Origin of the sequence: Paenibacillus zeirhizosphaerae, assembly GCF_030705605.1 — a bacterium.
Taxonomy (GTDB): domain Bacteria; phylum Bacillota; class Bacilli; order Paenibacillales; family Paenibacillaceae; genus Paenibacillus; species Paenibacillus zeirhizosphaerae.
On sequence record NZ_JAPCKK010000032.1, the window covers coordinates 24,364 to 48,351 of the forward strand.

Below are 23,988 nucleotides of genomic sequence, written 5' to 3' on the forward strand. Positions count from 1 at the left end.
GGCGGCTGACATCTGTCATACGAAATCAAGAATGCAAAAGGGGTGCCTTTTTTTGTTACAAGCACTTATTCAAGAATTTTCCAAGGATGCGGATTTCGGTTCGATCACAGCGGGAATCGCATCGGGTATGAAGGAGCAGCTCATCTCAGGTTTGTCCGGTTCGGCACGTCAGATATTGATGGCCGCAATGGTAGAGCAGATGCAGCGGCCGCTCCTGGTGTTAACGCATAATATGTTTGCTGCCCAGAAAATAGCGGATGACTTGCAGGAAGCGCTTTCTTCGGATCGGGTGCTGCTCTATCCTGCGAATGAGCTGGTCGCCGCAGAGGCGGCGGTGTCCAGTCCTGAAACGCTGTCCCAGCGCATAGAGGTGCTGATCAAATGCGCACAGGGCTTTCGCGGCATCGTGGTTGCACCTTTTTCGGGTGTGCGACGTTATTTGCCGGACCCCCAAGTATTTGTTGACGGCCAGATTCGTCTGGAGACAGGGAAAACGATAGAGACAGAGCCCTTTTTGTTCCGTATGATCGAAATGGGCTATCAGCGGGTGGAGCGGGTCGAGTCCAGGGGGGAAATGAGCGTACGAGGCGGTATTATCGATTTCTACCCAATGACGACAGATCTTGCTTACCGTGTAGAGCTGTTTGACGACGAAATTGACTCCATCCGCACCTTTGATCCAGCGGATCAGCGTTCGGTTGAGAAGGTTACGGAGATTACAGTGACTCCTTGCAAGGAGCTGATTGCAGACAGCAGCCGTATGGATAAGGCGGCCGACGCGGCGGTCCAACTGCTGGAGGAACAGATCGCGAAGACTACCGATCGGCAGGCCAAGCTGCGGCTGAAGGAAGAAATTCAGCGTGAGATCGAAATGCTGCGCGAGCATGTTTATTTTGATGAGATCTATAAATATATCGGACTTTTATATCCTGAAGGCAGAACGTTAATGAACTACATGGCCGAGGATACGATTCTCGTCATCGACGAGCCTGCGCGGATGCAGGAGACGGCCAAGCAGCTTGAACGGGATGAATCGGAGTGGAATCTGCATCTCCTGCAGAACGGGAAAACACTGCCTCAGCTTATGCTTTCGGCCGATTCGGAGCAGATCCTGTATCAGCGTCCTTTTCAGACGTTATTTATGTCCCTTTTCCTGCGTCAGGTGCCCCATACTCAGCCGCAAAATATCCTGAATTTCATCAGCAGGGGAATGCAGGATTTTCACGGACAGATGAATGTGTTGAAATCGGAGATGGAGAGATGGGCCAAGGCTGGAACCAGGGTTATTATGCTGGCCAGCGGGGAAGAACGGCTTGATCGCATGCGGAGAGTTTTGCAGGACTACGATATTCCTGAGCCGACGATGATGATCGGCGGCCTGCAGGGCGGCTTCGAGCTGCCGTCTATTCATCTTGCCGTCATTACCGAAGGGGAGATGTTCTCGCAGAAGCAGCGCAGAACCCGCAAACAGGGACGGCATGTGGACAATGCGGAGCGGATCAAGAGCTATACGGAGCTCAAAGTCGGGGATTATGTCGTTCACCAGAATCATGGTATCGGCAAGTACATGGGGATCGGCACGCTTGAAGTGGCGGGAATCCATAAAGATTATATGCATATTTTGTATGCGGGTGGCGACAAGCTGTCTGTACCGATCGAACAAATTGATTTGATCCAGAAATATGTAGGCTCGGAAGAGAAGGAGCCGAAAATTTACAAGCTGGGTGGCAATGAATGGACGCGGGTGAAGAACAAGGTCCGCAGCTCGGTTCAGGATATTGCCGATGATTTGATCAAGCTCTATGCTGAGCGCCAATCCACACCTGGATTTAAATTTGAAAAGGACACCCCTGAGCAGTTGGAGTTTGAAGGGATGTTTCCTTATGAAGAAACGAGAGACCAGGTCCGTGCGATTGAAGAAATTAAGAAGGACATGGAAATGGCCCGTCCCATGGACCGTCTGCTCTGCGGAGACGTCGGGTACGGAAAGACAGAGGTTGCCATTCGCGCGGCGTTTAAGGCCGCTATCGAGGGCAAGCAGGTGGCTGTACTTGTTCCGACCACCATTTTGGCGCAGCAGCATTATGAGACGTTCCGTGAGCGATTTGCGGGGTATCCGTTCAACATCCAGGTATTAAGCCGTTTCCGCTCACGCAAGGAACAGAATGAAACCGCAAAGGGTCTCAAGCAGGGGACGGTCGATATCGTCATCGGTACCCATCGATTGCTGTCACAGGACCTGATTTTCAAGGATCTCGGTCTGCTGATTGTAGATGAAGAGCAGCGCTTTGGTGTTACTCATAAGGAAAAGCTAAAAAGGCTGAAAACGAATGTGGATGTGCTCACCCTGACGGCAACCCCGATTCCGCGCACGTTGCATATGTCCATGCTGGGTGTACGCGACCTGTCCGTGATCGAGACGCCGCCGGAAAACCGTTTTCCTGTGCAGACCTATGTCGTGGAGCACAGCCAAGCTCTTGTCAGAGAGGCGATTGAGCGGGAAATGGCGCGTGGAGGACAGGTATACTATTTATACAACAAGGTGCAGGGAATTCAGGAAATGGCGGCTGAAATCAACGGGCTTGTCCCTGATGCGAAGGTGGGTATCGGACACGGACAGATGACGGAATCGGAGCTAGAGAAGACGATTCTTGATTTTCTGGATGGCGAATACGATGTGCTTGTCAGCACCAGTATTATAGAAACTGGTGTGGATATTCCCAATGTCAACACGCTAATCGTTCATGACGCTGATAAAATGGGACTGTCCCAGTTGTATCAGCTACGTGGAAGGGTGGGGCGTTCCAACCGTATCGCTTATGCCTATTTCACGTATCAGCGGGATAAGGTATTGACCGAGGTGGCGGAGAAGCGTCTGCAATCCATTAAGGAATTTACGGAGCTGGGCTCCGGCTTCAAGATTGCAATGCGCGATTTGTCCATTCGCGGGGCGGGTAACCTGCTCGGTGCCGAACAGCACGGATTTATCGCTTCTGTCGGATTTGACCTGTATTCGCAAATGCTGGCCGAGGAGATCAACAAGCGGAAGATTACGATGTTTGGTGAAGGGGCGGTACCAGCTCAGCATTGGAAAACAACCATTGATATTAATTTTGACGCTTATCTTCCAGCAGATTACATCTATGACAGCATTCAAAAAATTGAAATTTATAAAAAGGTGGCATCTACCGGCTCTTTTGAAGAAGCAGCGGAGCTGGAGGAGGAGCTGATCGACCGATTCGGCGATCTTCCGGAGGCGGTGCGTAATCTGATGGCTGTGGCCCGGATGAAAGTATATGGTAAAATGTACGGAATCGAGTCGATCACCCAGCGCAAGGATGAAGTCATCATCCGCTTTTATGAAGGGCGGCAGCAGGCAGTGCAAATTTCCAAGCTCGCCCAGATTGGCAATCGTTTCGAAAGACGTGTACAATTTGAACAAGGGACACCAATAACAGCCCGTATCCAGGGTCGGGGTCTTCAAGATGCTCAGTTGGTGGAATTGCTTGAGCAATTCCTGGATGCATTGAAGGATGCTTTTAAATCGAAGGAGGAACTTCAGGATGTTGCCAAATAAAGCCGGGTCTTGGAAAACACTGCTGCTGAGCTTGGTGGTTGTGCTGACCGTATCTCTGCTCGCAGCGTGCGGCAAGGACGGCGAACAATCTGCGGACAAGACGCCAAAGGACACCAGCAAGGTGGTGGCCACTTATAACGGCGGAGAAATTACAGAAAATGAATTCAATCGGGAGATCAGCATGATGAAGCTCCTGTATCCTGACTATGCGCAAATGTTGGATACGAATGATGTCAGACAAACCATTGTGAAGCAGGAAATCGCATATGAATACCTGGCTTCCAAGGCGGATGAGAATGCCAAGACGGCAGGCGCGAAGAGCGGGCAGGAACAATTTGACCAGTTCAAAGGCTCAGTCGGGGCCGACCAGTTCAAAACGATGCTGGATGCACAAAAGCTGACGGAAGCCAACGTTAAGGATTACCTGACCAATATCATGACGGTTACGGAAAGTGAAAAGGCAAAAATAACGGACGAGCAGTTGAAATCTGAATTCGCGAAAAACGAGGATCAGTTTACGACGGCTTCGGTCCGTCACGTCCTGATCAACTTTACAGATCCGAAAACCAATAAAGAACGGACTAAGGAAGCAACGCTGAAGCTGGCGAAAGAGGTGCAGGCCAAGCTGAAGGACGGGGCGGACTTTGCTGAGATTGCCAAGAAATATTCCGAGGATCCGGGTTCTGCCGAGAATGGCGGTCTGTATGAAAATACCCCTGTCGGCCAATGGGTGGAAGCTTTTAAAGAGGCAGCCAAGACACAGCCGCTGAATGAAGTCGGTGATCCGATCGAAACCGAATACGGATATCATATTATTAAAGTGGAATCCCGTACGATGGCGGATTATGCGAAGCTGACAGCGGAGCAAAAGGATTCCCTGGTAAGTTCAGTCGTCTCCGAGAAGGTTTCGAATTTCATGACGAAAGATCTGGATGCCCTGATTACTAAAATCGAGCTTCCGGCGGCACCGACTGCACCGGCAGCACCGGCGGCCGAAAATGGCACGGATTCCGGTAAGGATGCATCAACCGGATCGACGGACCCTGCTAAAAGCGGTTCGGAAGGCGGCAGCACCGGCACAACGGACGGAAAATAATCTGTGATCACCGCACCAGGGAAGGGCGCCGATAGCGGCGCCTTTTTTTGGATCGTTCCCTGAAATGGATCTTTTGTAATATTAAGGAATTAACTTGTCCCAAAATCTCCCCGTTTTATGAATAAGGAACTGGCAGACGATGAATACTATGGACAGAAATCACAACTTGGTCTTGAGCAATACGTCCTTTTCCTCCATTGGAGGGCGGAACCATACTTCTTACCGGCGTTTATTTTACGGTCATAATACTCGCCGTTTTACGGTATATGGATGAAGCGAGTCCTTTCAATGACGCTGAGATGTATAGACCGGCTGGCGTTTTAAAGGGCTTTAGGAAGGATGTAATGGCTACAGAATCAGTAGTTTACCAAATCTTCCAGAGAAAGTGGGGCAACTTGTGCAATGAAAGCTACTGGTATTGTTCGCCGTATTGACGATCTTGGTCGCGTGGTTATCCCTAAAGAAATTCGCCGTACATTACGGATTCGTGAGGGAGATCCGCTGGAGATTTTTGTGGATCGGGATGGCGAGGTCATCTTGAAGAAATATTCGCCGATTGGCGAGTTGGGCGATTTTGCAAAGGAATATGCAGAATCCTTATTTGAAGGCACAGGCCATATTACGATGATTTCTGACCGCGATACCTTTATCGCGGTGGCCGGGGGCTCCAAAAAGGAATATCTCGACAAATCCATCGGCATGTTGATTGAGAGTTGTATGGACAACCGTAAAACGATCCTGGAGCCCAACAGCGGAAGTTATGAAATTACAAAGGATCATGCCGAGACGATCTCATCCTTTGTCTCTGCACCAATTATTTCGGGAGGAGACCCCATCGGCGCGGTCGTTCTTTTCAGCAAGGATGATCAGGTAACCATGTCTGAGCTGGAAACGAAAATGGCGGAAACCGCCGCTGCTTTCCTCGGTAAGCAAATGGAACAATAAGAAGTAAGTCCGCTCCTGGAGCGTCTGCAATGTGCTGAAAGCACGCAGGTGCCCGGGAGTTTTCTCGTCTCAGGGGACCGGTATAATAGGATAGGTTATAATGAACTGGACGGCCGGAAGAGAGGAAGATGGTCCGGTTTCGTACATACAGATAGGAAATCAGGTGGTTATTATAACAGACAGGGATACGGCAGGTAGGCTGCTGAAGGGTGCATTGATATTAAGCGCAGCCGCCGTCATCTCCAAGCTGATCGGCACATTGCAGAAAATTCCGATGCAGAACATTGGAGGAGACGGTGTATTCGGCATATATAACACCGTGTACCCTTTTTATACTGTACTTATTACCATTGCAGCAGCAGGTTTTCCCGTAGCGATTTCCAAATTTGTGGCAGAGTATGAAGCCGCAGGAGACCGGGAGGGGGGCCAAAGGGTCATTAGACTGTCCTCGCTGCTGCTTGGGGTCTTTGGTTTGCTGGTCGGTCTGCTTACTTACACAGGAGCACCGTTGCTGGGTAGCCTGATTGACAATACTCACGTGATTCCGTCCATTCGGGCCGCCGCCGCCGCTTTTTTGTTTGTTCCGGTGATGTCGGCGCTGCGCGGTTATTTTCAGGGACTGCAAAATATGGTGCCGACCGCTGTCTCTCAGGTATTGGAGCAGACGGTCAGGGTAGCGGTGATGATCATTCTGCTGTTGATGATGGTTAGGCAGGGCTGGGGGCCTGAGCGGATTGCGGCTGGAGCCATCCTTGGCTCGGCGGCTGGGGGAGCGGCTGGCCTGGTGGTGATGCTGATTTACTGGAAGCGTCATATCAGGACAGCAGGTCGAATGTCGGTCAATATCCATCAGGCGGCCGCATCCAGAGGAGGGTCTGTTGTAACACGGGCAGAAAAGGCAGACGCACTGGGGGAGATCCAGGCAGGGCAATTCGAGTCGGAATACAGCGCGCGTTCGCGTCTGCAGGGCCGCCGGCAGCTCGCCGCCGCTCTGCTCCGCTACGCGCTCCCGGTCTGCCTCAGCGCTTTGGCGGTACCGCTGATTAATCTGGTCGATACCTTTACCGTTCCTCGTCTTTTAAAGCGGGAAGGGCTGGATGAGGCGGGAGTTATGATTGTGTTCGGCATATACAACCGCGGCTTGCCTTTGGTGCAGTTGATCATGATGTTTGCGATGACACTGTCGGCGCTCTTTATCCCTTCGCTGGCGGAAGCCAAGCTCAAGGGAGAAACCGAGCTGGTCCGGAAGCAATGCGGGCTATCCTTGCGCTGGTTCTGGCTGCTTGGACTGGCGTCTGCGGTTGGGCTTGCCGTCCTGGCCGAGCCCATTAATATTATGCTCTACACCGACAATCGCGGCAGCACGGTGATGAGCTGGATGGCGCTGACCGCCGTAGGCGGCTCGGTCAGCATCATCTCGGCGGCGCTCCTGCAAGGGCTCGGCGCCGTCCGTGCGCCGGCGGTGCATATGCTCGCCGCCGCCGCAGCGAAAGCGGCGCTCAACTGGCTGCTCGTGCCCTCGCTGGGCACGACCGGCGCCGCCATCGCGGGCGCAGCCGCCTATCTGCTGGCGGCTGCGCTCAACATCGCGCTGCTCGCCCGCCTGGCGGGGCTGCGCCTCACCTGGAGCGCCGTCGTGCTGAAGCCGGCGCTCGCTCTCGCCGCCATGGCTGTGGCGGCGGCAGGCACGGCCTGGGGCACCGGCGCAACGCTCGGTGCCCTGGGGGCTGCGGACGGCGGGCGTACGTCCGCAGCGGCGGCCAGCCTGCTTGGCGTTGCCGCAGGGGCCGCTGTGTTCATGCTCGCAGCCATTAAGGCGCGGCTGCTCACGGAGGCGGAGCTGGCCGCCCTGCCGAAGCTGGGGCCGCCATTGGTGCGGCTGCTGCGCAGTATGCGCGTGCTGCGCTAGCGTCTCTTCCAGGCTCGACGCTCGGCCCCATTCGTTTAAAATTTTTCAATGTGTTATAGTAAAGCCGATGAACAGGCGGCGGATGAGCCGCAGAACGGAGGATACAGGATGAGTGCGTCCCTGACAGTGGTCGGTCTCGGTTCGGGAGATCCCGACCAGCTTACAGTCGGTATTTTAAATAAACTGCGGAGGGCAGATACGCTGTATTTGCGCACGAAGGAGCACCCGGTGCTCGCTATGCTGGAGGAGTACGGTGTAGAGGCCCGTTCCTTTGATGAAATCTATGAGGCCAAGGATTCCTTTCCTGAGGTGTATCAGGAGATCGCCGCTCGCCTGGTGGCTACGGCTTCGGCTGGACAACCTGGGCAGGAGATCGTTTATGCGGTCCCCGGGCACCCGATGGTGGCTGAAGCTACGGTAGGGCTGCTGAAGAAGCAGTGCAGCGAGCGGAGTATTCCCTTGAACATTCTGGGTGGAGAGAGCTTTCTTGATGAAGCGTTCGTCCGGCTCGGTTTTGACCCCATTGAAGGCTTTCAGTTGCTGGATGCTGGAGATATGCAGGCGGACTGGCTTCAGCCACAGCTTCATACGTTAATCGGTCAGGTATACGACAGCTTTACAGCCTCTGATGTGAAGCTCTGCCTGATGGAGCGTTACCCGGACGATTACGAGGTGATTGTAGGCCACGCCTTGGGCGTAGCCGGTGAAGAAGCTATCCATAAGGTGCCGCTGTACGAGCTGGATCGTGTCAAAGGCTATGGCAATCTCTCGCTGGTGTATGTCCCGCGAAGCGAGGACGAGCGGCTGCGCAGGCATTCATTCGCCCGTTTGCATGAGATCGTAGCGATTCTGCGCAGTCCGGAGGGCTGTCCCTGGGATCGTGAGCAGACGCATCAGTCGATCCGCAAAAACCTGATCGAAGAGACCTATGAAGTGCTTGAGACGATTGATGATGACGATCCGGACCACATGAAGGAGGAGCTCGGGGATTTACTTCTGCAAATTCTGCTCCATGCCCAAATGGAGGAGGAACTCGGCACCTTCAGTGTGTATGACATCATTGCAGGGTTGAATGACAAGCTCATTTTCCGGCATCCTCATGTCTTCGGGAACGAGCAAGCCGGAGATGCGGAAGCGGCTCTGCAAAATTGGGAGCAAATGAAGGCGGAGGAAAAGCGGCTCAAAGGGATTGAGCCTTCCATGCAATCGGCGCTGGATGGTGTACCGCGTGATCTGCCAGCCCTCATGAAGGCATATAAGCTGCAAAGGAAAGCGGCCAAGACGGGCTTTGACTGGGACAGCATTGACGGCGTTTTTGACAAAATTCGTGAGGAGCTGGATGAGCTGCAGGAGGCAGTACGGGAAGGGCATTCTACCGAGGAGCAAGTATTGGAGCTCGGAGATTTGCTGTTTGCTTCTGTGAATGCGGCCCGCTTCATCGGTGCTGATCCCGAAGAAGCGCTGACGCTGACCAACCGCAAATTTACGGGAAGGTTCCATTACATTGAGGATCGCTTGAGAGAGCAGGGGCGGGAGCTGGTGGACAGCAATCTTGATGAGATGGAGTCGTATTGGCAGGAGGCCAAAAAGGCGTTAGGGGATAATTGGAAGTGATGTCCGGGCCAGCGGCCGCCTTAGGATGTACCTTCTCCAAAAATATTTTATCTACCGCAGGTTTGAAATATTTACAACTGTATATGCTGTAAATAAGAGAAAAAGACCGTTTCTATTCTCTCAATTGCAAAAAAAGTATGGAATTTAGCAGGATTTTGTACAGACAGCAAGAATACAAGATTAATGATTTCGAATCATACCCCTTATGCTGAAGCAGCATGGCGGATATGGATCTAATCATTGCCCTTTAAGCTGCAGTGCCACAACTGAGCGCCAGCAGCACAGGTTGGACGGTGCATGTCGTTCCGCAAAACCTTATTTTTTGAATTCTAGGAGGCTTTTAATTTATGAACAAGACAGATCTGATCAACAACATTTCCAGCAAGAGCGGCCTGAGCAAGCGCGACGTGGAGAACGTGTTGAATGGTTTCATCGGTGAAATCACAGATGCTCTGGCCGGTGGAGACAAGGTTCAACTGATCGGCTTTGGCACATTCGAAACACGCAAGCGTTCCAGCCGTACAGGACGTAACCCGCAAACCGGCAACACCATTGAAATTCCGGAATCTACAGTACCGGCATTCAAAGCCGGCAACAAACTTAAAGAAGCCGTTAATTAATGCGTCTCGATAAATTTTTGAAAGTATCACGACTAATTAAGCGGCGTACGGTGGCCAAGGATGTTTCCGAGCAGGGAAGAGTCGTGGTCAATGGCCGTGAAGCCAAACCTAGCAGTACGGTTAAAGTGGGCGATGAAATTACAGTTCAGTTTGGTCAGAAGCTGGTAACGGTGCGGGTTGAGAAGCTTGCGGATACGACCCGGAAAGATGAGGCGGCAGGCATGTACACGCTTATCAAGGAAGAACCGATTCCCAAGGACAACGGGCTTGGGTGGTAAGACCTGTCCCTGAGCTATCATCCAAAGGGCATTCCTTCATTCCGGTGAAGGGATGCCCTTTTGAAGATTTATGTACTACTAATTGCTCCTCCCTTCATAAGCTAACTAACAGAAGGAGGGGTACATGCCATGACGGACTATGGGAAGCCGAAGCAGCATGATCTGCGCATGCAAAATCGCAAGCAATTGGATCTTAGCGGAGTCATCAATGTAGAGAGTTTCGACAGTGAAGAGTTTCTGCTGCAGACAGAGCTCGGTCATCTGACGATTCGCGGACAGAACTTACATATTAAAAATCTAAGTCTGGAAGAGGGGCTGCTTTCAATTGAAGGGGTAGTCGGCTCTCTTATTTATCTGGATCCCGGATCCCAGACCAAAAGCGGTAAAGGTCTACTGGGCAAGCTATTTAAATGAGTCCCAACAGCCAGTGGTTTACGCTGATGTACATGCTGTTCTCCGGGGCGGCTATGGGGGCGGTGTTTGACAGTTACCGGGTGCTGTCCTACCGTTTTCGGTTGACTCGTTGGTCCATCCATCTCATTGATCTGTTATATTGGGTACTTTCGGCGGTATTTATTTTCCGTATGTTATATGCCAGCAATCGCGGTGAGTTGCGGTTTTATGTATTTTTGGGGCTGGTTTTGGGAGCATTGCTCTATTTTTGGACTCTAAGTGTTACAGTACAGCTATTTGTGGTAAAGTTAATAGAGCTTGTACGTAAATTAACAACTATTGTTTATCATATATTCAGAGTTTTGGTCCTGCTGCCGCTCCTCGGGCTCTACCGCTTCATCTCCGCCATCCTTGTCGGAATCGGAACGGTTCTATTATATTTGGGGAAGATGGTCCTCGCCCTGTTAAAACCATTTGGCAGATTGATCCTGTGGATGCTCAGGCCAATCACCTCGCGTTGGAGAACACCCGCATGGGCTATTCGTACAGGAGCCTTTATCAAAGAAATTATGAAACGCTGGTTTGTAAGGAGGTAAATCATGCGATACTCGTCTGCAAAACACTCATCGGTCTCTTCATCGTCTAATCCGCAAGCCGGCGGGCGAAGACGGGTCATGATTTGGCTTATCATTGTGCTGTTGTTTTCCATCTGGTCCATTATCACCTTTTTCACACAGGCGACCAGTATGGCGGCACAGAATAAAGTACTTGCCGAAAAGGAAAAGGAAAGGCAAGCGGCTGATCAATCTCACAAGCAGCTTCAATACGAAGTCAGCCGTCTGCAGGATCCCGAGTATATCGGCGAGATGGCCCGCAGTAAATATGGACTCTACCTGCCGGAAGAAACACCAATTATTAGTGGTGATGAATAAAGCGGAATAGGGCATTTGGTTAGTTGACCTTATTTGCGCCTTTCTGTATAATCAAATCACCACAACGGGTTTTTTTGCAAAAAAATCGGGTTGTATATTTTTAAGGGAGGATCATTTTATTCTATGGCAATTGAAGTGGGCACCAAGTTAGAGGGCAAAGTGACAGGCATCACGCATTTTGGAGCATTTGTGGATTTGTCTGGAGGTGTCACGGGTCTCGTTCACATCTCGGAAATCGCCGATAATTACGTTAAAGATGTTAACGACCACCTGAAGATTAATGATGTAGTTACGGTTAAGGTCATTAATGTCGATAAAGACGGAAAGATTGGTCTTTCGATTAAGCAGGCTGTAGACAGACCGGCTTCGGAGGCTGCGGCACCACCGAGAGCACCACGGCCGGATCGCGGAGGAGAACGTTTTGGCAGCGGAGGTCCTAGCCAAGGACGCGGCGGATTTAACCGTGATCGTGGGGGTAGACCATTTAAGCCTGCAGCAAGTAAACCTTCATTTGAGGATAAAATGTCACGCTTCCTGAAAGATAGTGAGGAACGTATTTCTTCACTGAAGAAGAATACGGAAGGCAAACGTGGAGGCAGAGGTGCCAAACGCGTCTAAGCCCTTACAGATGTACTTTGTAACGGATGGTCGTCTTCTGTAACAAGGTGTCCCGATGAATATATAATGAAGAACCGCAGCGCCGAAAGGTAGCTGCGGTTTTTTTGTCGTGCTGTCTATTTCGTCCGACAACTTCCAACTGAATTCCAGTTAACTTGGGGCCAATCGCTAGCAATTATGATTTAAGAGAATCAGAGGATGGCCCATCGTTGTTTTGTTTTTATGAATGCTAGGCGTGATGAACACGGCAGCAGCAGTGCTTCGCCACGCTTTCTTCCTTGTTTCGCACACGCTGCTTTTTTGTCGGAATATTTTTGCTTGTGGCTACGGGGTTCTGACAAACTTTCTCAGTAAGGCAGGGTAAGATAGGAACCATCAAATTATATGAATGGGGTGCCTAACGATGGATAAGTGGAATGTCGTACAATTTCCCGGAATCAAATCGGACAAGCGTAAAGTGGGACATCGCGGAAGCGGATGGCTGAGCCGATTATCAGAGCGCATGAAATCCAATAAAGCGGTACAAGCAGTATACGCACAAAGATGGGTTTTCATGTTCTCTGTCATGGGATTTCTTCTCGGCAGAGCCACCATTTTGAATGAATTGGCCCCTTTTGCGGCTGCTTATTTTGGCGTCATTGCTTTTCTGCGCCGTGATCTTATGCTTCCCGTTGCGGCTTCTGTGCTGTTGGGTAGTGTATTTGCCCCGTACCCTGCCCTTTTTGTTATTGGAGGCGAGCTGCTGCTCTTTGCTCTGATTCATCGGGCGTTAAGCACCTACGGCAAGCTTGAGCTGTCCTATACACCTCTTATGGTGTTTGTCTCCGTATTTATAGTGAACTTGTTCCGGTTGGCGATCGGTCCGTCTTTTACCTGGTATTCCGTCCTGATGATGACCACCGATGCGGTGCTGAGCTTTATGCTTGCCCTGGTGTTCATTCAAGCCATCCCACTGCTTACGCATTCGAAGCGGTCGGGTCAGTTGAAGAACGAAGAGATTTTGTGCCTGATCATCCTGCTGGCCTCGATGATGACAGGGGCAGTGGGATGGACCCTCCAAGGCTTATCCGTAGATCATGTCCTGTCACGGTATCTCATTCTCGTATTTGCGCTTGTGGGAGGAGCGACGCTTGGTGCATCTGTTGGCGTCATTACCGGGCTTATTCTAAGCCTCGCCGACATGGGCGCCGTGGTGCAGATGAGCTTGCTGGCATTTTCCGGATTGCTGTCCGGCATGCTGCGTGACGGTCGTAAGCCTGCGGTGGCACTCGGGATGCTTCTTGGCTCATCCATTCTTTCCATTTATTTGGATGGAAGTGGGGACGTCATGCGATCCACCTGGGAGAGCTGTGCCGCAATCCTACTATTTCTGCTGACGCCTAAAAGTCTGTTTCACTGGATTGGAAGATTCATTCCGGGTACACAGGAGCATGCCCGTTCCCAGCATGAATATGCGAAGCGGATCCGGGATCTGACGGCCGAGCGTGTAAGCCGCTTTTCGGAGGTATTCCGGCAGTTGTCACGCAGCTTTCAACAGGTCTCGGCCAGAGAGGGTACTGCCGGTGACGGGGAAATGGGACATTTTATGAATGCTGTGGCGGAAAGCACCTGTGCCTCCTGCTTCAAGAGAGAGCAGTGCTGGGATAAAAAATTTATGCAAACCTATCAGTATATGACCGAAATGATGAGCTCCATCGAAGAAAACCCTGATCTTGAGCCGAAGGACATGCCCGCGCATTGGAGCAAGACCTGTGCCAAAACAGATGCGGTGCTGCATGTCATGAGGCAGCAGTACGGACTGCATCAGCATAATAACCAATGGAAGCGTCAGATTTATGACAGCCGTTTGCTGGTGGCGGAGCAGCTATCGGGCGTTTCTCAGGTAATGGACGACCTGGCCAGGGAAATTAAACGGGAGAACCGTGCCATGCACCGCCAAGAGGATCAGATTCGGGAAGCGCTCGAACGGCTCGGGCTGTCTATTTGCGGCATTGAAATTGTGAATCTTGACTCCGGTCAAGTAGAAATAGAGATTGTCCATGCTTATACGAAAGGATATGACGAATGCCGCAAGATTATAGCACCGCTGCTGTCAGATATTTTGGAGGAGCATATTACCGTCCTTCATGAAACGGCGACCGATTCGCGGCAAGGACTTGCGACGGTAACGTTCGGTTCAGCCAAAACCTATGAAATAAGCACCGGTGTATCTTATACCGCCAAAGGAGGGGATTTGCTATCCGGGGACAGCTTTAGTACGGTCGAGCTTGGAAACGGTACCTTTGCCGTATCCCTCAGCGACGGAATGGGAAATGGGGAACGGGCCCGGCAGGAGAGCAGCACTGCGCTCAATATATTAGAGCAGCTTCTTCAGTCTGGAATGGATGAGCGGCTTGCGATCAAATCCGTTAATTCCGTGCTGCTGCTGCGTTCGCCGGAAGAAATGTATGCCACCGTTGATATGGCCCTGATAGACCAGTATTCAGCGAAAACCACGTTTATGAAAATAGGCTCCACACCAAGCTTCATCAAGCGAGGGAATGAGGTGATACCGATATCGGCCAGCAACCTTCCGATCGGAATCATTCAGGATATCGATATTGATTTAATTACGATTCAACTTCAGCCGGGAGATATCCTGATTATGATGACGGATGGTGTATTTGATGCACCTGGACATGCTGTAAATAAAGAGCTGTGGATGAAGCGTTTGATTCTGGAGCTGGATGAGGATAGTCCGCAGGAAATGGCAGATGCCTTGCTGGAGAAGGTGCTTCGGGAGCAGCAGCATCAAATTCACGATGACATGACCGTGGTGGTGAGTCAGGTGGATCATTTCTTGCCAGAGTGGACAACCCTTCATATGCCAGGCCTCCAGCGGATGGAAAGACCGCGGACGGTAAGCTGACCTCCCCCGTCATCTTATGCCATTACCCGGGAAATGGTGAGCAGCCCGTTTGAAATCAGTTCAATCAGGCAATGATAGAATCATAGAGACAGAATTGAGCTCAAACGGGAGGCTGATCTGTATGAAACAGATATTAATTATCACTGATGGGTGCTCCAATGTGGGTACAAGTCCTGTGACAGCGGCGGCGCAGGCGTTTCAACAGGGCATCACGGTGAATGTGGCCGGTGTTATTGACTATGGAACGATCGGTGAATGGGGGAGCCGGGAAATCGAGGACATCGCCAAGGCGGGAGGCGGCTTCAGCCGCATTGTCGGCACACGTCAGTTGGCGCACACAATGCAGATGATGACACGGAAAACGGTGGTTCATACTATCCAGCAGGCGGTAAACAAAGAGCTAAAGAATATCCTTGGTAGCGATGGCGCGGGCACAATCGAAGAGCTTCCACCCCACGACCGGGCACGGGTGGTGGAAGCGGTTGACGAACTGACGGAGACCAGCGAATTGGACGTGGCGCTTGTCATAGATGCCAGTGCGAGCATGAGACCCAAGCTGCCTGCAGTGGAGGAGGCGATTAGGGATTTAATGCTTAGCCTACAAGCACGGACAGGACCGAGCCGTATTGCGGTATTTCATTTTCCAGGCTCCCCTAATGGAGAGGGCGCAGTCTGTGATCTAGAGTGGACAAATGATGTGGGGAAAATAAAATCCCTGTTCGGCAGGCTCCCTATGAGAGGGGCTACGCCAACAGGGCCCGCGATTTTGGAAGTGATTGATCATTTCCGATATGTTACACTAGAAAGAGAACAAAGATTGGCAGAAACTTATGGCAAAGGAGAAGGGATATCCGGTGACTACGTCGTCTGATCCCGGCCTGGCTCCCGGCACAGTCATTACGGGCAAATGGAAGCGGGGAAGCTATGTGATTCAGCGGCTGCTGGGACGCGGAGCCAACGGAACCGTATATCTGGTAAGGGATGCCGGACAAGGCCGGCAGTATGCGCTCAAGCTGGGGAAAGATGCCATCGATCTTCAATCTGAAATCAATGTGCTGACCACATTGCAGACACAAGGGAAGCAGGCTGCTTTTCGTACCAACGGAGTACCGTCCTATCTTTTTGAAGTTGACGATTTCAGGTTGAAGGACAAGGATGTACCTTTTTATGTAATGAAATATGTCAAAGGAGAACCACTCCATCTTTTTATCGCGCGAAATGGTATGCGGTGGTATGGCGTGGCCGGTCTTGCTGTTCTGAACCGGTTGGCGGAGCTTCATGAGAGCGACTGGGTGTTTGGAGACCTGAAACCGCAAAATATCATGGTGGCTTCTCTTGGCGAAACAGAGCTGATCGATTACGGAGGAGTTACAAAAAGGGGCTCCAGTGTAAAGCAATTTACAGAGTGGTATGACCGCGGGTATTGGAATGCGGGCGGGCGCAGCGCCGACCCTCAATATGACCTTTTCTCTTTCGCCTTGCTTACGATTCATATTCTTGAAGGCGATGCATTGAAGGCTGCAGCCGCCAAACTCCCGCAGTTGCGCAGCATCTCGGAATTGACGGGCATCATTGCCCGCAGCCGCGCCTTACGGCCTTACGCAGGCTGGCTGGTCTCAGCCTTGCGCGGTGAACATAAGAATACCCGGCGTGCTGCTCTGGCTTGGTCACATCTAGCCGAATCCGGAGGAGGGAAGGACACGGGGCGTAAGCATAAGTCGCGCTGGCTTGGCTACGCATTTACAGCTTCTCTGGTCATGCTCGCCGGGGCCATCTGGATGGCGCTGCGCTGACAGCGCTGAATACATAACCGATTGACAGAAATGAGGATTTAGGAATGGAAGGACGATCGTGGTACGGCATCATCGAGCATATGCTGAATACCTCAGCAGAGCATGTGATGTGGGCTCCTGGGGACAGCATCGTAGTCGCAGTTTCCGGCGGGCCGGATTCTGTGGCTCTTTTGTATGCCATGGAGGAAATCTCCCGGCTGCATACGCCGCTTCGTCTCATCTGCGCTCATGTCCATCATGGCTTCAGGCCGGAAGAATCGGACGCGGAGGCTGATCTGGTCCGGGATCTGGCTGCGAGGCTGAGCCTTCCATTTGAAATGGCACGTGTGGATGTTCCCCGCTATATGGAGGAAAGCGGCAAAGGACCGCAGGAAGCGGCGCGGGAGCTCAGGTACCGCTTTTTGCACGAGATCGCAGCACGCTACGAAGCCCGAAGCATCGCCCTTGCGCATCATGCGGATGATCAGGCGGAAACGGTGATGCTTCATCTGCTGCGGGGCAGTGGACCGGGAGGGCTGTCAGGCATGCGTTTTGTACGGCGTGAAAAAAAGGTGCAACTCATCCGGCCGCTGCTGCGTATGTACAAGACGGATTTGGTCCGGGCCTGTGAAGAGAAGCGGTTCCCCTATGCAATCGACAGCACTAACGACCAGCGGAAATATAGACGTAATGCGGTCCGTCTGGATGTACTCCCTTTTTTGGGGCAATATAATGAACAGTTGGTGTCTTCCCTAAACCGTATGGCTGAGATCCTGAGTGCAGAAGACGAACACATGGATGCCGAGGCCCATAAGACCTATGAAGAGCTTGTTCACAGAGAGGAAGGCCGTTCCGTAATCAAGGTACCAGCATTCCGGGAGTTAACCGTCGCTTTACAACGGAGGTTGATTAAACTAATATTAAACTACCTGCCTTCGGACAGTGAAAATGTGGATTTTCACAAGATTGAAGCGGTGAGGCGAGGGTTGATTCAGCATCACCCGACGACATGGAATCTTGATTTGGGAGGCACGACCGCAGCGGTAAGGGAATATGATACGGCGAGTTTTTTTACCCGGGAGAGAGAGCACCCCTCGATGGCTTCGGCCGGTTATCATCATGAAATCCATTGTTCTCTGGACAGTGGTTTCATCAGATTTCCTGAAGCCAAGGGCGCGATTTCCTGGAAGAAGCTCACAGACTTATCCGAAATCCGTATCCCTGCGGGTCCAGATGTGGCCTTGCTGGATGAAGAACATCTTACATTTCCGCTGATCGTACGAACGCGCACGCCGGGGGACATGATGCAATTGATGGGATTAAACGGCAGCAAAAAGGTGAAAGATATTTTTATTGATGACAAAATACCTCCCTCCCTGAGGCCATTTATCCCTTTGGTATGTGACGGTTCCGGAGCTGTATTGTGGATTCCGGGTATCCGGCGCTCGTCTCATGCCGCCGTGCAAGCAGACACATCTTCGGTTATATATATGTCATGGCATACCGATGGTGGGACGGTGACCGGTGATTGAGCGGTTGCGGATTTCATAGTATACACTTAGGAGGTTCACTCAGTTGGACAACGATATTCAGGAAATTCTAATCAGTGAGGAAGAAATACAGAGTAAAATCAAGGAGCTGGGCGTTGAACTCAGCAAACGGTACGAGGGCAAAAATCCTTTGGTCATTTGCGTGCTTAAAGGTGCGTTTATTTTCATGGCTGATTTGGTTAAAACCATTACTGTACCCCTTGAACTCGACTTTATGGCTGTGTCCAGCTATGGGGCTTCGACCAAATCATCGGGCGTCGTCAAAATCATCAAGGACCTGGATCAATCCGTTGAAGGACGCGATGTTTTGATTGTTGAAGATATTATCGATAGCGGGCTGACCCTTAGCCACTTGATCGAGCTGCTGAAGAACCGCAATGCCAGCTCGGTGACGGTGGTCACACTGTTTGACAAACCGGCCCGTCGGACGGTTCATTTGGAGGCTGACTTTACCGGATTCACCCTTCCGGATGCGTTTGTGGTCGGCTATGGGCTGGACTACAGCGAGAAATACCGTAACCTGCCCTACATAGGGGTTTTGAAACCGGAGATTTATAGCAGCTAAGCTAATCCCAGTCTGAGGTCCTAGGACCGGCAGGGAGTGTTTGTTGAGAAGCCCTGACAGGCTATGGTAAAATAACTTGAGCGCTTGAGAGGAGGTAGGGGATGAATCGGTTCATCCGGAATTCTGGTTTTTATTTAATTCTTTTTTTAGTCGTGGTGGGCATCGTACATTTTGTCAGCAATGGTAACGAAGCTGCCGATCTCCCTAGATATGACGAACTGCGGCAAGAGATTAAAGATAAGAACGTCAAGAGTGTCACAGTTCAATTTGACGGCAATGCCTATCTCGTAACCGGTACGTATAAACAAAAGCCGGCTGATGCTCCTTCCGAAAACTTTTCGGTATATATTCCTCCTACCGAAGCGGCAGTCAACGAAATGATTAGTTTGAGTGAACAAAACGACTTTAGTTTTGTGATGAAGCCGATGGAAGGACAGAGTATCTGGCTGACCTTTTTGACATCTATCATTCCGCTTATCATTATGTTCCTTCTCTTCTTTTTCCTGTTTAATCAGGCCCAGGGCGGCGGCGGCAAGGTCATGAATTTCGGCAAGAGCCGTGCCCGTCTGTATAACGAAGAGAAGAAAAAGATAACGTTCGAGGATGTTGCTGGAGCAGACGAAGAGAAGCAGGAGCTTGTCGAAGTCGTGGAGTTTCTGAAAGATCCGCGCAAATTCGCTGCGGTGGGTGCACGCATTCCGAAGGGCGTTCTGCTTGTGGGCCCTCCGGGTACCGGTAAAACGCTCCTTGCAAGAGCGGTTGCAGGTGAAGCGGGCGTACCTTTCTTCAGCATTTCGGGTTCTGACTTTGTCGAAATGTTTGTCGGTGTCGGCGCTTCACGTGTGCGTGACCTGTTCGAGAACGCCAAGAAGAACGCACCATGTATTATTTTTATTGACGAGATTGACGCTGTCGGACGCCAGCGGGGCGCAGGCCTCGGCGGCGGTCATGACGAGCGTGAACAGACGTTGAACCAGTTGCTTGTCGAAATGGATGGATTCGGAGCGAACGAGGGCATCATCATCGTTGCTGCTACCAACCGTCCTGACATTCTGGACCCTGCTTTGCTGCGTCCGGGACGTTTTGACCGTCAAATTACAGTGGACCGTCCGGATGTTAAGGGACGCGAAGCTGTATTGAAGGTTCATGCACGCAATAAACCGCTGACCAAAGACGTCAAGCTGGATGTCATTGCGAAGCGCACTACCGGCTTTACCGGAGCCGATCTGGAGAACCTTCTTAACGAAGCTGCGCTGCTGGCAGCCCGCCGTAACCGCAAGGATATCTCCATGATTGAAGTGGATGAAGCCATTGACCGTGTAATCGTTGGTACGGAGAAACGCAGCCGTGTCATCAGCGACCGCGAGAAACGGATTGTCGCTTATCACGAAGCGGGTCATACCATCGTCGGTTACTTCCTGGAGCATGCCGATATGGTACACAAAGTAACCATTATTCCACGTGGACGTGCCGGAGGATATGTCATTATGCTTCCGAAGGAAGACCGCATGCTGACAACGAAGCAGGAGTTGCTGGATAAGGTTACCGGACTCCTCGGCGGACGTGTATCCGAAGAGCTGTTCATCGGTGAAATCGGAACTGGCGCGTACAGCGACTTTCAGCAGGCAACCGCCATTGTCCGCAGCATGATTGTGGAATATGGTATGAGTGAGAAGCTCGGCCCGATGCAGTTCGGTACATCCCAAGGTCAGGTATTCCTGGGGCGGGATATCGGTCACGAGCAGAACTACAGTGATCAGATCGCTTATCAGATCGATCAGGAAATGAATCGTTTCGTTACGGAATCTTATGACCGCGCCAAAGAATTGCTGACTAAGCATTCCAAAGAGGTTCATTTGATTGCCCAGACCCTGCTTGAGCAAGAAACGCTGGAACTGGATCAAATCAAGCAACTGATTGAGACAGGTTCCCTGAACGGAAATGCAGATGCGGGTGGAACACCTGAGAGTGGGCAGCCAACCATCGACAGCATCGGAGATGTTCGTGTACGGATTCAAGGCCAGGATGACAAGGCCGAAGGAAATACGAACGACATCCTGAATGATCTGCCTAACCGTCAGGATCCTGACAACAACGGTAATTCGGGTGGCGGAACACCACCAACCAACGCATAAGACCAGGCTGTTTGGCCTGACGAACGAAGGGGGAGTCCCACAAGGTCCATTGACCTAGGGCTCCCCTTTTTTCTATTCTAAGGCGCTCTGAGAACAGAGCATTCTTTTCAATTGCTGTTGCCCCCCTGGGCCATCTCCAATCAAAAGGAAACTTATTGAGAACTGTAAAATTGACAGAGTTCGTAACGTTGTGTAAATTTGAAGGATGTTCAGGTTTGGATTTCTGAAATAGCATATAAATACTGTGGATAGAACGGGAAGAAAGAAGGGTGAGCCCTATTGATTCTTGTAGTTGATGTAGGAAATACCAATATCGTATTGGGTGTATATCGCGGCCGTGAGCTGCTCCATCATTATCGGATTAGTACGTCCAGACAATCAACGGAGGACGAGTACGGTGTGCTGATCTATAATTTGTTCCACATGAAGGGCATATCGGTCCACCAGATTGAAGGGGTTATTATTTCGTCCGTAGTGCCTCCATTGGTACGGGTGCTGGAACAAATGTGCGCAAAGTATATCGGAAAAAAACCGATTTTGGTGGGGCCCGGCATCAAGACAGGCCTGAATCTTCGGTACGAGAATCCTCGCGAGGTGGGTGCTGACCGGATTGTGAATGCGGTGGCGGCGGTGGACCAATTCAAGGGGCCACTCGTGGTCGTTGATTTCGGTACAGCAACAACCTTTGACTGTATTGACGGTCAGAGCAATTATTTGGGCGGAGTCATTGTTCCAGGCATTGGAATTTCCACCGAGGCGCTGTACCAGCGTGCATCGAAGCTGCCGCGCATTGAGCTGGAAAAGCCGAAGAAGGTGATCGGCCGTAATACTGTGCATGCTATGCAGGCTGGAATTATTTTCGGTTATGCTGGTCAGGTAGACGGCATCGTAGAGCGGATCAAGCAGGAAATGGGAGCAGAACTGAAGGTCATCGCGACCGGCGGGCTGGCCGAGTTGATCGCAGGCGAAACGAAATCCATACAGGAAATATGTCCGCTGCTGACCTTGGAAGGATTGCGCATCATTTACGAACGGAATCAGGATTAGTGCTGATGACAAGAAAGCGGGTGCCGCTCAAGCCTGCCGGCCTGTGTCCGGTTTGGATTGGCGGCGCTTTTCGTCTATAATTGGAAAAAGAACAAAAACACCCAAAAGTCTGATACGACTTTTCTAAGATTATAAAAGGAGCTGTAACACCTAATGGAGAAAAAACAAGACCGGTTGATCCGGGGCATAGCGATGGAAGGCCGTGTCAGAGCATTCGCGATCCGCACCACGGAACTGGTTGAAGAGCTGCGCCGAAGACACGATACATACCCTACGGCGACTGCCGCGATGGGCCGGACGCTGACGGCGGCTGCCATGATGGGAGCGATGCTGAAAGGCGAAGAGAAGCTGACGGTGCAGGTCAAAGGTGACGGTCCCATCGGCCAGATCGTAGCGGATGCGAATGCCAAGGGGGAAGTCCGCGGATATGTAACGGAGCCTCATGTGCATCTGCCTAGCAATAGTATGGGCAAGCTGGATGTTGCAGGCGCCGTGGGCACCAGTGGCTTCATCCATATCACGAAGGATTTGGGACTGAAGGAGCCTTACCGGGGCAGCATTCCTATTATCTCGGGTGAGCTTGGGGAAGATTTCACTTATTATTTTGCGAAATCGGAACAAACACCGTCTGCTGTAGGGCTTGGTGTTCTTGTGGATACCGACAACTCCGTGATTGTTGCTGGCGGATTTATCCTTCAGCTACTGCCGGGACTGAGTGATGATGAGATTACGGCAATTGAGAATGCAGTAGGAGCTATTCCCCCGGTAACTTCCCTGCTTGAACAGGGATTGGATCTGGAAGAAATGCTGCGCTGGATGCTGCCTGACGTTCAGATTATGGATAGCATAGATATTCGTTTCCAATGTCAGTGCTCTGAAGAACGGGTGGAGAAAACACTGATTAGTCTGGGGCAGCAAGAGCTGGAACAACTGATTGCTGAAGACGAAGAGGTGGAGGTTATTTGCCATTTCTGCAATGAGGCCTATCGTTTTAATAAAGATCATTTGCAGCGTCTTTTGGATCAAGCAACATCGTAAAAGTATAATAACTCGGGGAAGAGTGAGCGATTGGGATGACAAGACAGGAGAAGGGTTTATTGGCGGCTGTCGTTGTCTTGACCATCAGCGTTCTGGTGTTGGGCGGATTAATAGGTTACAGAGGACTGCAGCCCGCCCGGGATAACGGGGAGACTGGCGCGGATTCCACAGATGAGGAATCGCGTGCTGCTGCCATCATCGGTGACGACACGATATCTGAGCAGGAATGGGTCGAAGAACTGAAGAAGCGGTATGGAAAAAACACGCTTCTGGAGATGCTAAACCGCAAAGCAATCGCTTTGGAAGCCAAGTCTCGAGGAATTCAGGTTACACAACAAGAAATTCAGGAAAGATTGAAGAAACAGATGGAAGGGTACGTGTCGGAAGAAGCCTATTATGAAGAAATGCAAAACCAGTTTGGCCTTTCCCGGGACGATTTAATCGTTGAAGCCATGTACCGGATCAGCCTGGAGAAGATTGCGGTTCTGGGGATCAGCATCGATGATAAACAGGTGGACAGGTATATCAAGGAACATCTGGATGAGTACAACTCTCTTAAGCAAATGGATCTGGCGTGGATCACCGTTGATAACAAGTCTGAAGCCGAAGACATACTGGATCGCTTGGAAAGTGGCGGAGATTTCGCAGAACTGGCACACACCTATTCAACGGATGAATTCACCAGGGATAACGGAGGCTCTCTCGGATGGACAGACGAGAGTGATCCATTCCTCCCCGACACGGTTATGGAGACGGCCAGAACGTTAAATGTCGGCGAAAGCGCCGGACCTGTAGAAGTGCCCGATGGATATGTCATTGTGTATGTTCGCGATATACGAACGGAGAATACCGAGTCTCCGCAGGAAATCCGTCAAGAGGTGCGGAGAGAGCTTGCTCTGCAGCAAGCAGGGCCGCTTGATGATCTGGAGCAGAGCCTTCGATCCAAGTACGGAGCCCAGATCACCACGGATTTTCCGTCGTCCTGACTAAT

General features: G+C 51.3%; 20 protein-coding genes. All 20 read left to right on the forward strand.

The window, feature by feature from the left end; genetic code table 11:
• Nucleotides 1–52: 52 nt before the first annotated feature.
• The 20 genes from mfd to OIN60_RS20970 all read left to right on the forward strand — a co-directional run bounded on the left by mfd (nt 53) and on the right by OIN60_RS20970 (nt 23,983).
• Complete coding sequence (gene mfd, locus OIN60_RS20875; protein ID WP_305756797.1) at nt 53–3,577, forward strand: transcription-repair coupling factor; 3,525 nt, start codon at nt 53–55, stop codon at nt 3,575–3,577.
• Nucleotides 3,564–4,673 (forward strand): peptidylprolyl isomerase, encoded by a 1,110-nt coding sequence (locus OIN60_RS20880; RefSeq protein ID WP_305756798.1) that lies wholly within the window; start codon nt 3,564–3,566, stop codon nt 4,671–4,673. Before mfd ends, OIN60_RS20880 begins: the two co-directional genes overlap by 14 nt.
• Nucleotides 4,674–5,075: 402 nt before the next feature.
• Complete coding sequence (spoVT, locus tag OIN60_RS20885) at nt 5,076–5,618, forward strand: stage V sporulation protein T (RefSeq protein ID WP_305756799.1); 543 nt, start codon at nt 5,076–5,078, stop codon at nt 5,616–5,618.
• A gap of 100 nt (nt 5,619–5,718) precedes the next feature.
• A complete protein-coding gene (locus OIN60_RS20890; RefSeq protein ID WP_305756800.1) occupies nt 5,719–7,527 on the forward strand; it encodes a putative polysaccharide biosynthesis protein in 1,809 nt (602 codons plus the stop codon).
• Nucleotides 7,528–7,635: 108 nt separating this feature from the next.
• Complete coding sequence (gene yabN / locus OIN60_RS20895; RefSeq protein WP_305756801.1) at nt 7,636–9,141, forward strand: bifunctional methyltransferase/pyrophosphohydrolase YabN; 1,506 nt, start codon at nt 7,636–7,638, stop codon at nt 9,139–9,141.
• Between the two features lie 347 nt (nt 9,142–9,488).
• Nucleotides 9,489–9,761, forward strand: a complete 273-nt coding sequence (locus OIN60_RS20900) for an HU family DNA-binding protein (RefSeq protein WP_305756802.1) — start codon at nt 9,489–9,491, stop codon at nt 9,759–9,761.
• On the forward strand, nt 9,761–10,039 hold the full coding sequence (locus OIN60_RS20905) for an RNA-binding S4 domain-containing protein (RefSeq protein WP_305756803.1): 279 nt from the start codon (nt 9,761–9,763) through the stop codon (nt 10,037–10,039). The genes OIN60_RS20900 and OIN60_RS20905 overlap by 1 nt, the downstream gene beginning before the upstream one ends.
• Nucleotides 10,040–10,168: 129 nt before the next feature.
• Nucleotides 10,169–10,453: a sporulation protein YabP gene (gene yabP, locus OIN60_RS20910; protein WP_305756804.1), complete on the forward strand. Its 285-nt coding sequence runs from the start codon at nt 10,169–10,171 to the stop codon at nt 10,451–10,453.
• A complete protein-coding gene (gene yabQ, locus OIN60_RS20915; protein WP_305756805.1) occupies nt 10,450–11,028 on the forward strand; it encodes a spore cortex biosynthesis protein YabQ in 579 nt (192 codons plus the stop codon). The genes yabP and yabQ overlap by 4 nt, the downstream gene beginning before the upstream one ends.
• Nucleotides 11,029–11,031: 3 nt before the next feature.
• Nucleotides 11,032–11,364: an FtsB family cell division protein gene (locus tag OIN60_RS20920; RefSeq protein WP_305756806.1), complete on the forward strand. Its 333-nt coding sequence runs from the start codon at nt 11,032–11,034 to the stop codon at nt 11,362–11,364.
• A 123-nt stretch (nt 11,365–11,487) separates the two neighbouring features.
• Nucleotides 11,488–11,982: a S1 domain-containing RNA-binding protein gene (locus OIN60_RS20925; protein ID WP_305756807.1), complete on the forward strand. Its 495-nt coding sequence runs from the start codon at nt 11,488–11,490 to the stop codon at nt 11,980–11,982.
• A gap of 403 nt (nt 11,983–12,385) precedes the next feature.
• Nucleotides 12,386–14,890, forward strand: coding sequence for a stage II sporulation protein E (gene spoIIE, locus OIN60_RS20930; protein WP_305756808.1), 2,505 nt, complete (start codon nt 12,386–12,388; stop codon nt 14,888–14,890).
• A gap of 121 nt (nt 14,891–15,011) precedes the next feature.
• Nucleotides 15,012–15,761 (forward strand): vWA domain-containing protein, encoded by a 750-nt coding sequence (locus tag OIN60_RS20935; protein WP_305756809.1) that lies wholly within the window; start codon nt 15,012–15,014, stop codon nt 15,759–15,761.
• Nucleotides 15,745–16,683: a protein kinase domain-containing protein gene (locus OIN60_RS20940; RefSeq protein WP_305756810.1), complete on the forward strand. Its 939-nt coding sequence runs from the start codon at nt 15,745–15,747 to the stop codon at nt 16,681–16,683. Before OIN60_RS20935 ends, OIN60_RS20940 begins: the two co-directional genes overlap by 17 nt.
• A gap of 44 nt (nt 16,684–16,727) precedes the next feature.
• Nucleotides 16,728–18,194 (forward strand): tRNA lysidine(34) synthetase TilS, encoded by a 1,467-nt coding sequence (gene tilS, locus OIN60_RS20945; RefSeq protein WP_305756811.1) that lies wholly within the window; start codon nt 16,728–16,730, stop codon nt 18,192–18,194.
• 43 nt (nt 18,195–18,237) lie between these two features.
• Complete coding sequence (gene hpt / locus OIN60_RS20950) at nt 18,238–18,777, forward strand: hypoxanthine phosphoribosyltransferase (RefSeq protein ID WP_305756812.1); 540 nt, start codon at nt 18,238–18,240, stop codon at nt 18,775–18,777.
• 101 nt (nt 18,778–18,878) lie between these two features.
• On the forward strand, nt 18,879–20,912 hold the full coding sequence (gene ftsH / locus OIN60_RS20955; RefSeq protein WP_305756813.1) for an ATP-dependent zinc metalloprotease FtsH: 2,034 nt from the start codon (nt 18,879–18,881) through the stop codon (nt 20,910–20,912).
• A gap of 279 nt (nt 20,913–21,191) precedes the next feature.
• Nucleotides 21,192–21,959: a type III pantothenate kinase gene (locus OIN60_RS20960; protein WP_305756814.1), complete on the forward strand. Its 768-nt coding sequence runs from the start codon at nt 21,192–21,194 to the stop codon at nt 21,957–21,959.
• 153 nt (nt 21,960–22,112) lie between these two features.
• Nucleotides 22,113–22,997, forward strand: coding sequence for an Hsp33 family molecular chaperone HslO (gene hslO / locus OIN60_RS20965; protein ID WP_305756815.1), 885 nt, complete (start codon nt 22,113–22,115; stop codon nt 22,995–22,997).
• 35 nt (nt 22,998–23,032) lie between these two features.
• The gene (locus OIN60_RS20970) at nt 23,033–23,983 is read left to right on the forward strand and encodes a peptidylprolyl isomerase (protein ID WP_305756816.1); all 951 of its coding nucleotides are present in this window, start codon (nt 23,033–23,035) and stop codon (nt 23,981–23,983) included.
• The last annotated feature ends 5 nt before the right edge of the window (nt 23,984–23,988 follow it).

Bases quoted from the DNA above. Each gene is read 5' to 3' on its own strand.
- OIN60_RS20880 (WP_305756798.1), top strand. From the start codon at position 3,564: ATGTTGCCAAATAAAGCCGGGTCTTGGAAAACACTGCTGCTGAGCTTG.
- spoVT (WP_305756799.1), top strand. From the start codon at position 5,076: ATGAAAGCTACTGGTATTGTTCGCCGTATTGACGATCTTGGTCGCGTG.
- OIN60_RS20890 (WP_305756800.1), top strand. From the start codon at position 5,719: ATGAACTGGACGGCCGGAAGAGAGGAAGATGGTCCGGTTTCGTACATA.
- yabN (WP_305756801.1), top strand. From the start codon at position 7,636: ATGAGTGCGTCCCTGACAGTGGTCGGTCTCGGTTCGGGAGATCCCGAC.
- OIN60_RS20900 (WP_305756802.1), top strand. From the start codon at position 9,489: ATGAACAAGACAGATCTGATCAACAACATTTCCAGCAAGAGCGGCCTG.
- OIN60_RS20905 (WP_305756803.1), top strand. From the start codon at position 9,761: ATGCGTCTCGATAAATTTTTGAAAGTATCACGACTAATTAAGCGGCGT.
- yabP (WP_305756804.1), top strand. From the start codon at position 10,169: ATGACGGACTATGGGAAGCCGAAGCAGCATGATCTGCGCATGCAAAAT.
- yabQ (WP_305756805.1), top strand. From the start codon at position 10,450: ATGAGTCCCAACAGCCAGTGGTTTACGCTGATGTACATGCTGTTCTCC.
- OIN60_RS20920 (WP_305756806.1), top strand. From the start codon at position 11,032: ATGCGATACTCGTCTGCAAAACACTCATCGGTCTCTTCATCGTCTAAT.
- OIN60_RS20925 (WP_305756807.1), top strand. From the start codon at position 11,488: ATGGCAATTGAAGTGGGCACCAAGTTAGAGGGCAAAGTGACAGGCATC.
- spoIIE (WP_305756808.1), top strand. From the start codon at position 12,386: ATGGATAAGTGGAATGTCGTACAATTTCCCGGAATCAAATCGGACAAG.
- OIN60_RS20935 (WP_305756809.1), top strand. From the start codon at position 15,012: ATGAAACAGATATTAATTATCACTGATGGGTGCTCCAATGTGGGTACA.
- tilS (WP_305756811.1), top strand. From the start codon at position 16,728: ATGGAAGGACGATCGTGGTACGGCATCATCGAGCATATGCTGAATACC.
- ftsH (WP_305756813.1), top strand. From the start codon at position 18,879: ATGAATCGGTTCATCCGGAATTCTGGTTTTTATTTAATTCTTTTTTTA.
- hslO (WP_305756815.1), top strand. From the start codon at position 22,113: ATGGAGAAAAAACAAGACCGGTTGATCCGGGGCATAGCGATGGAAGGC.
- OIN60_RS20970 (WP_305756816.1), top strand. From the start codon at position 23,033: ATGACAAGACAGGAGAAGGGTTTATTGGCGGCTGTCGTTGTCTTGACC.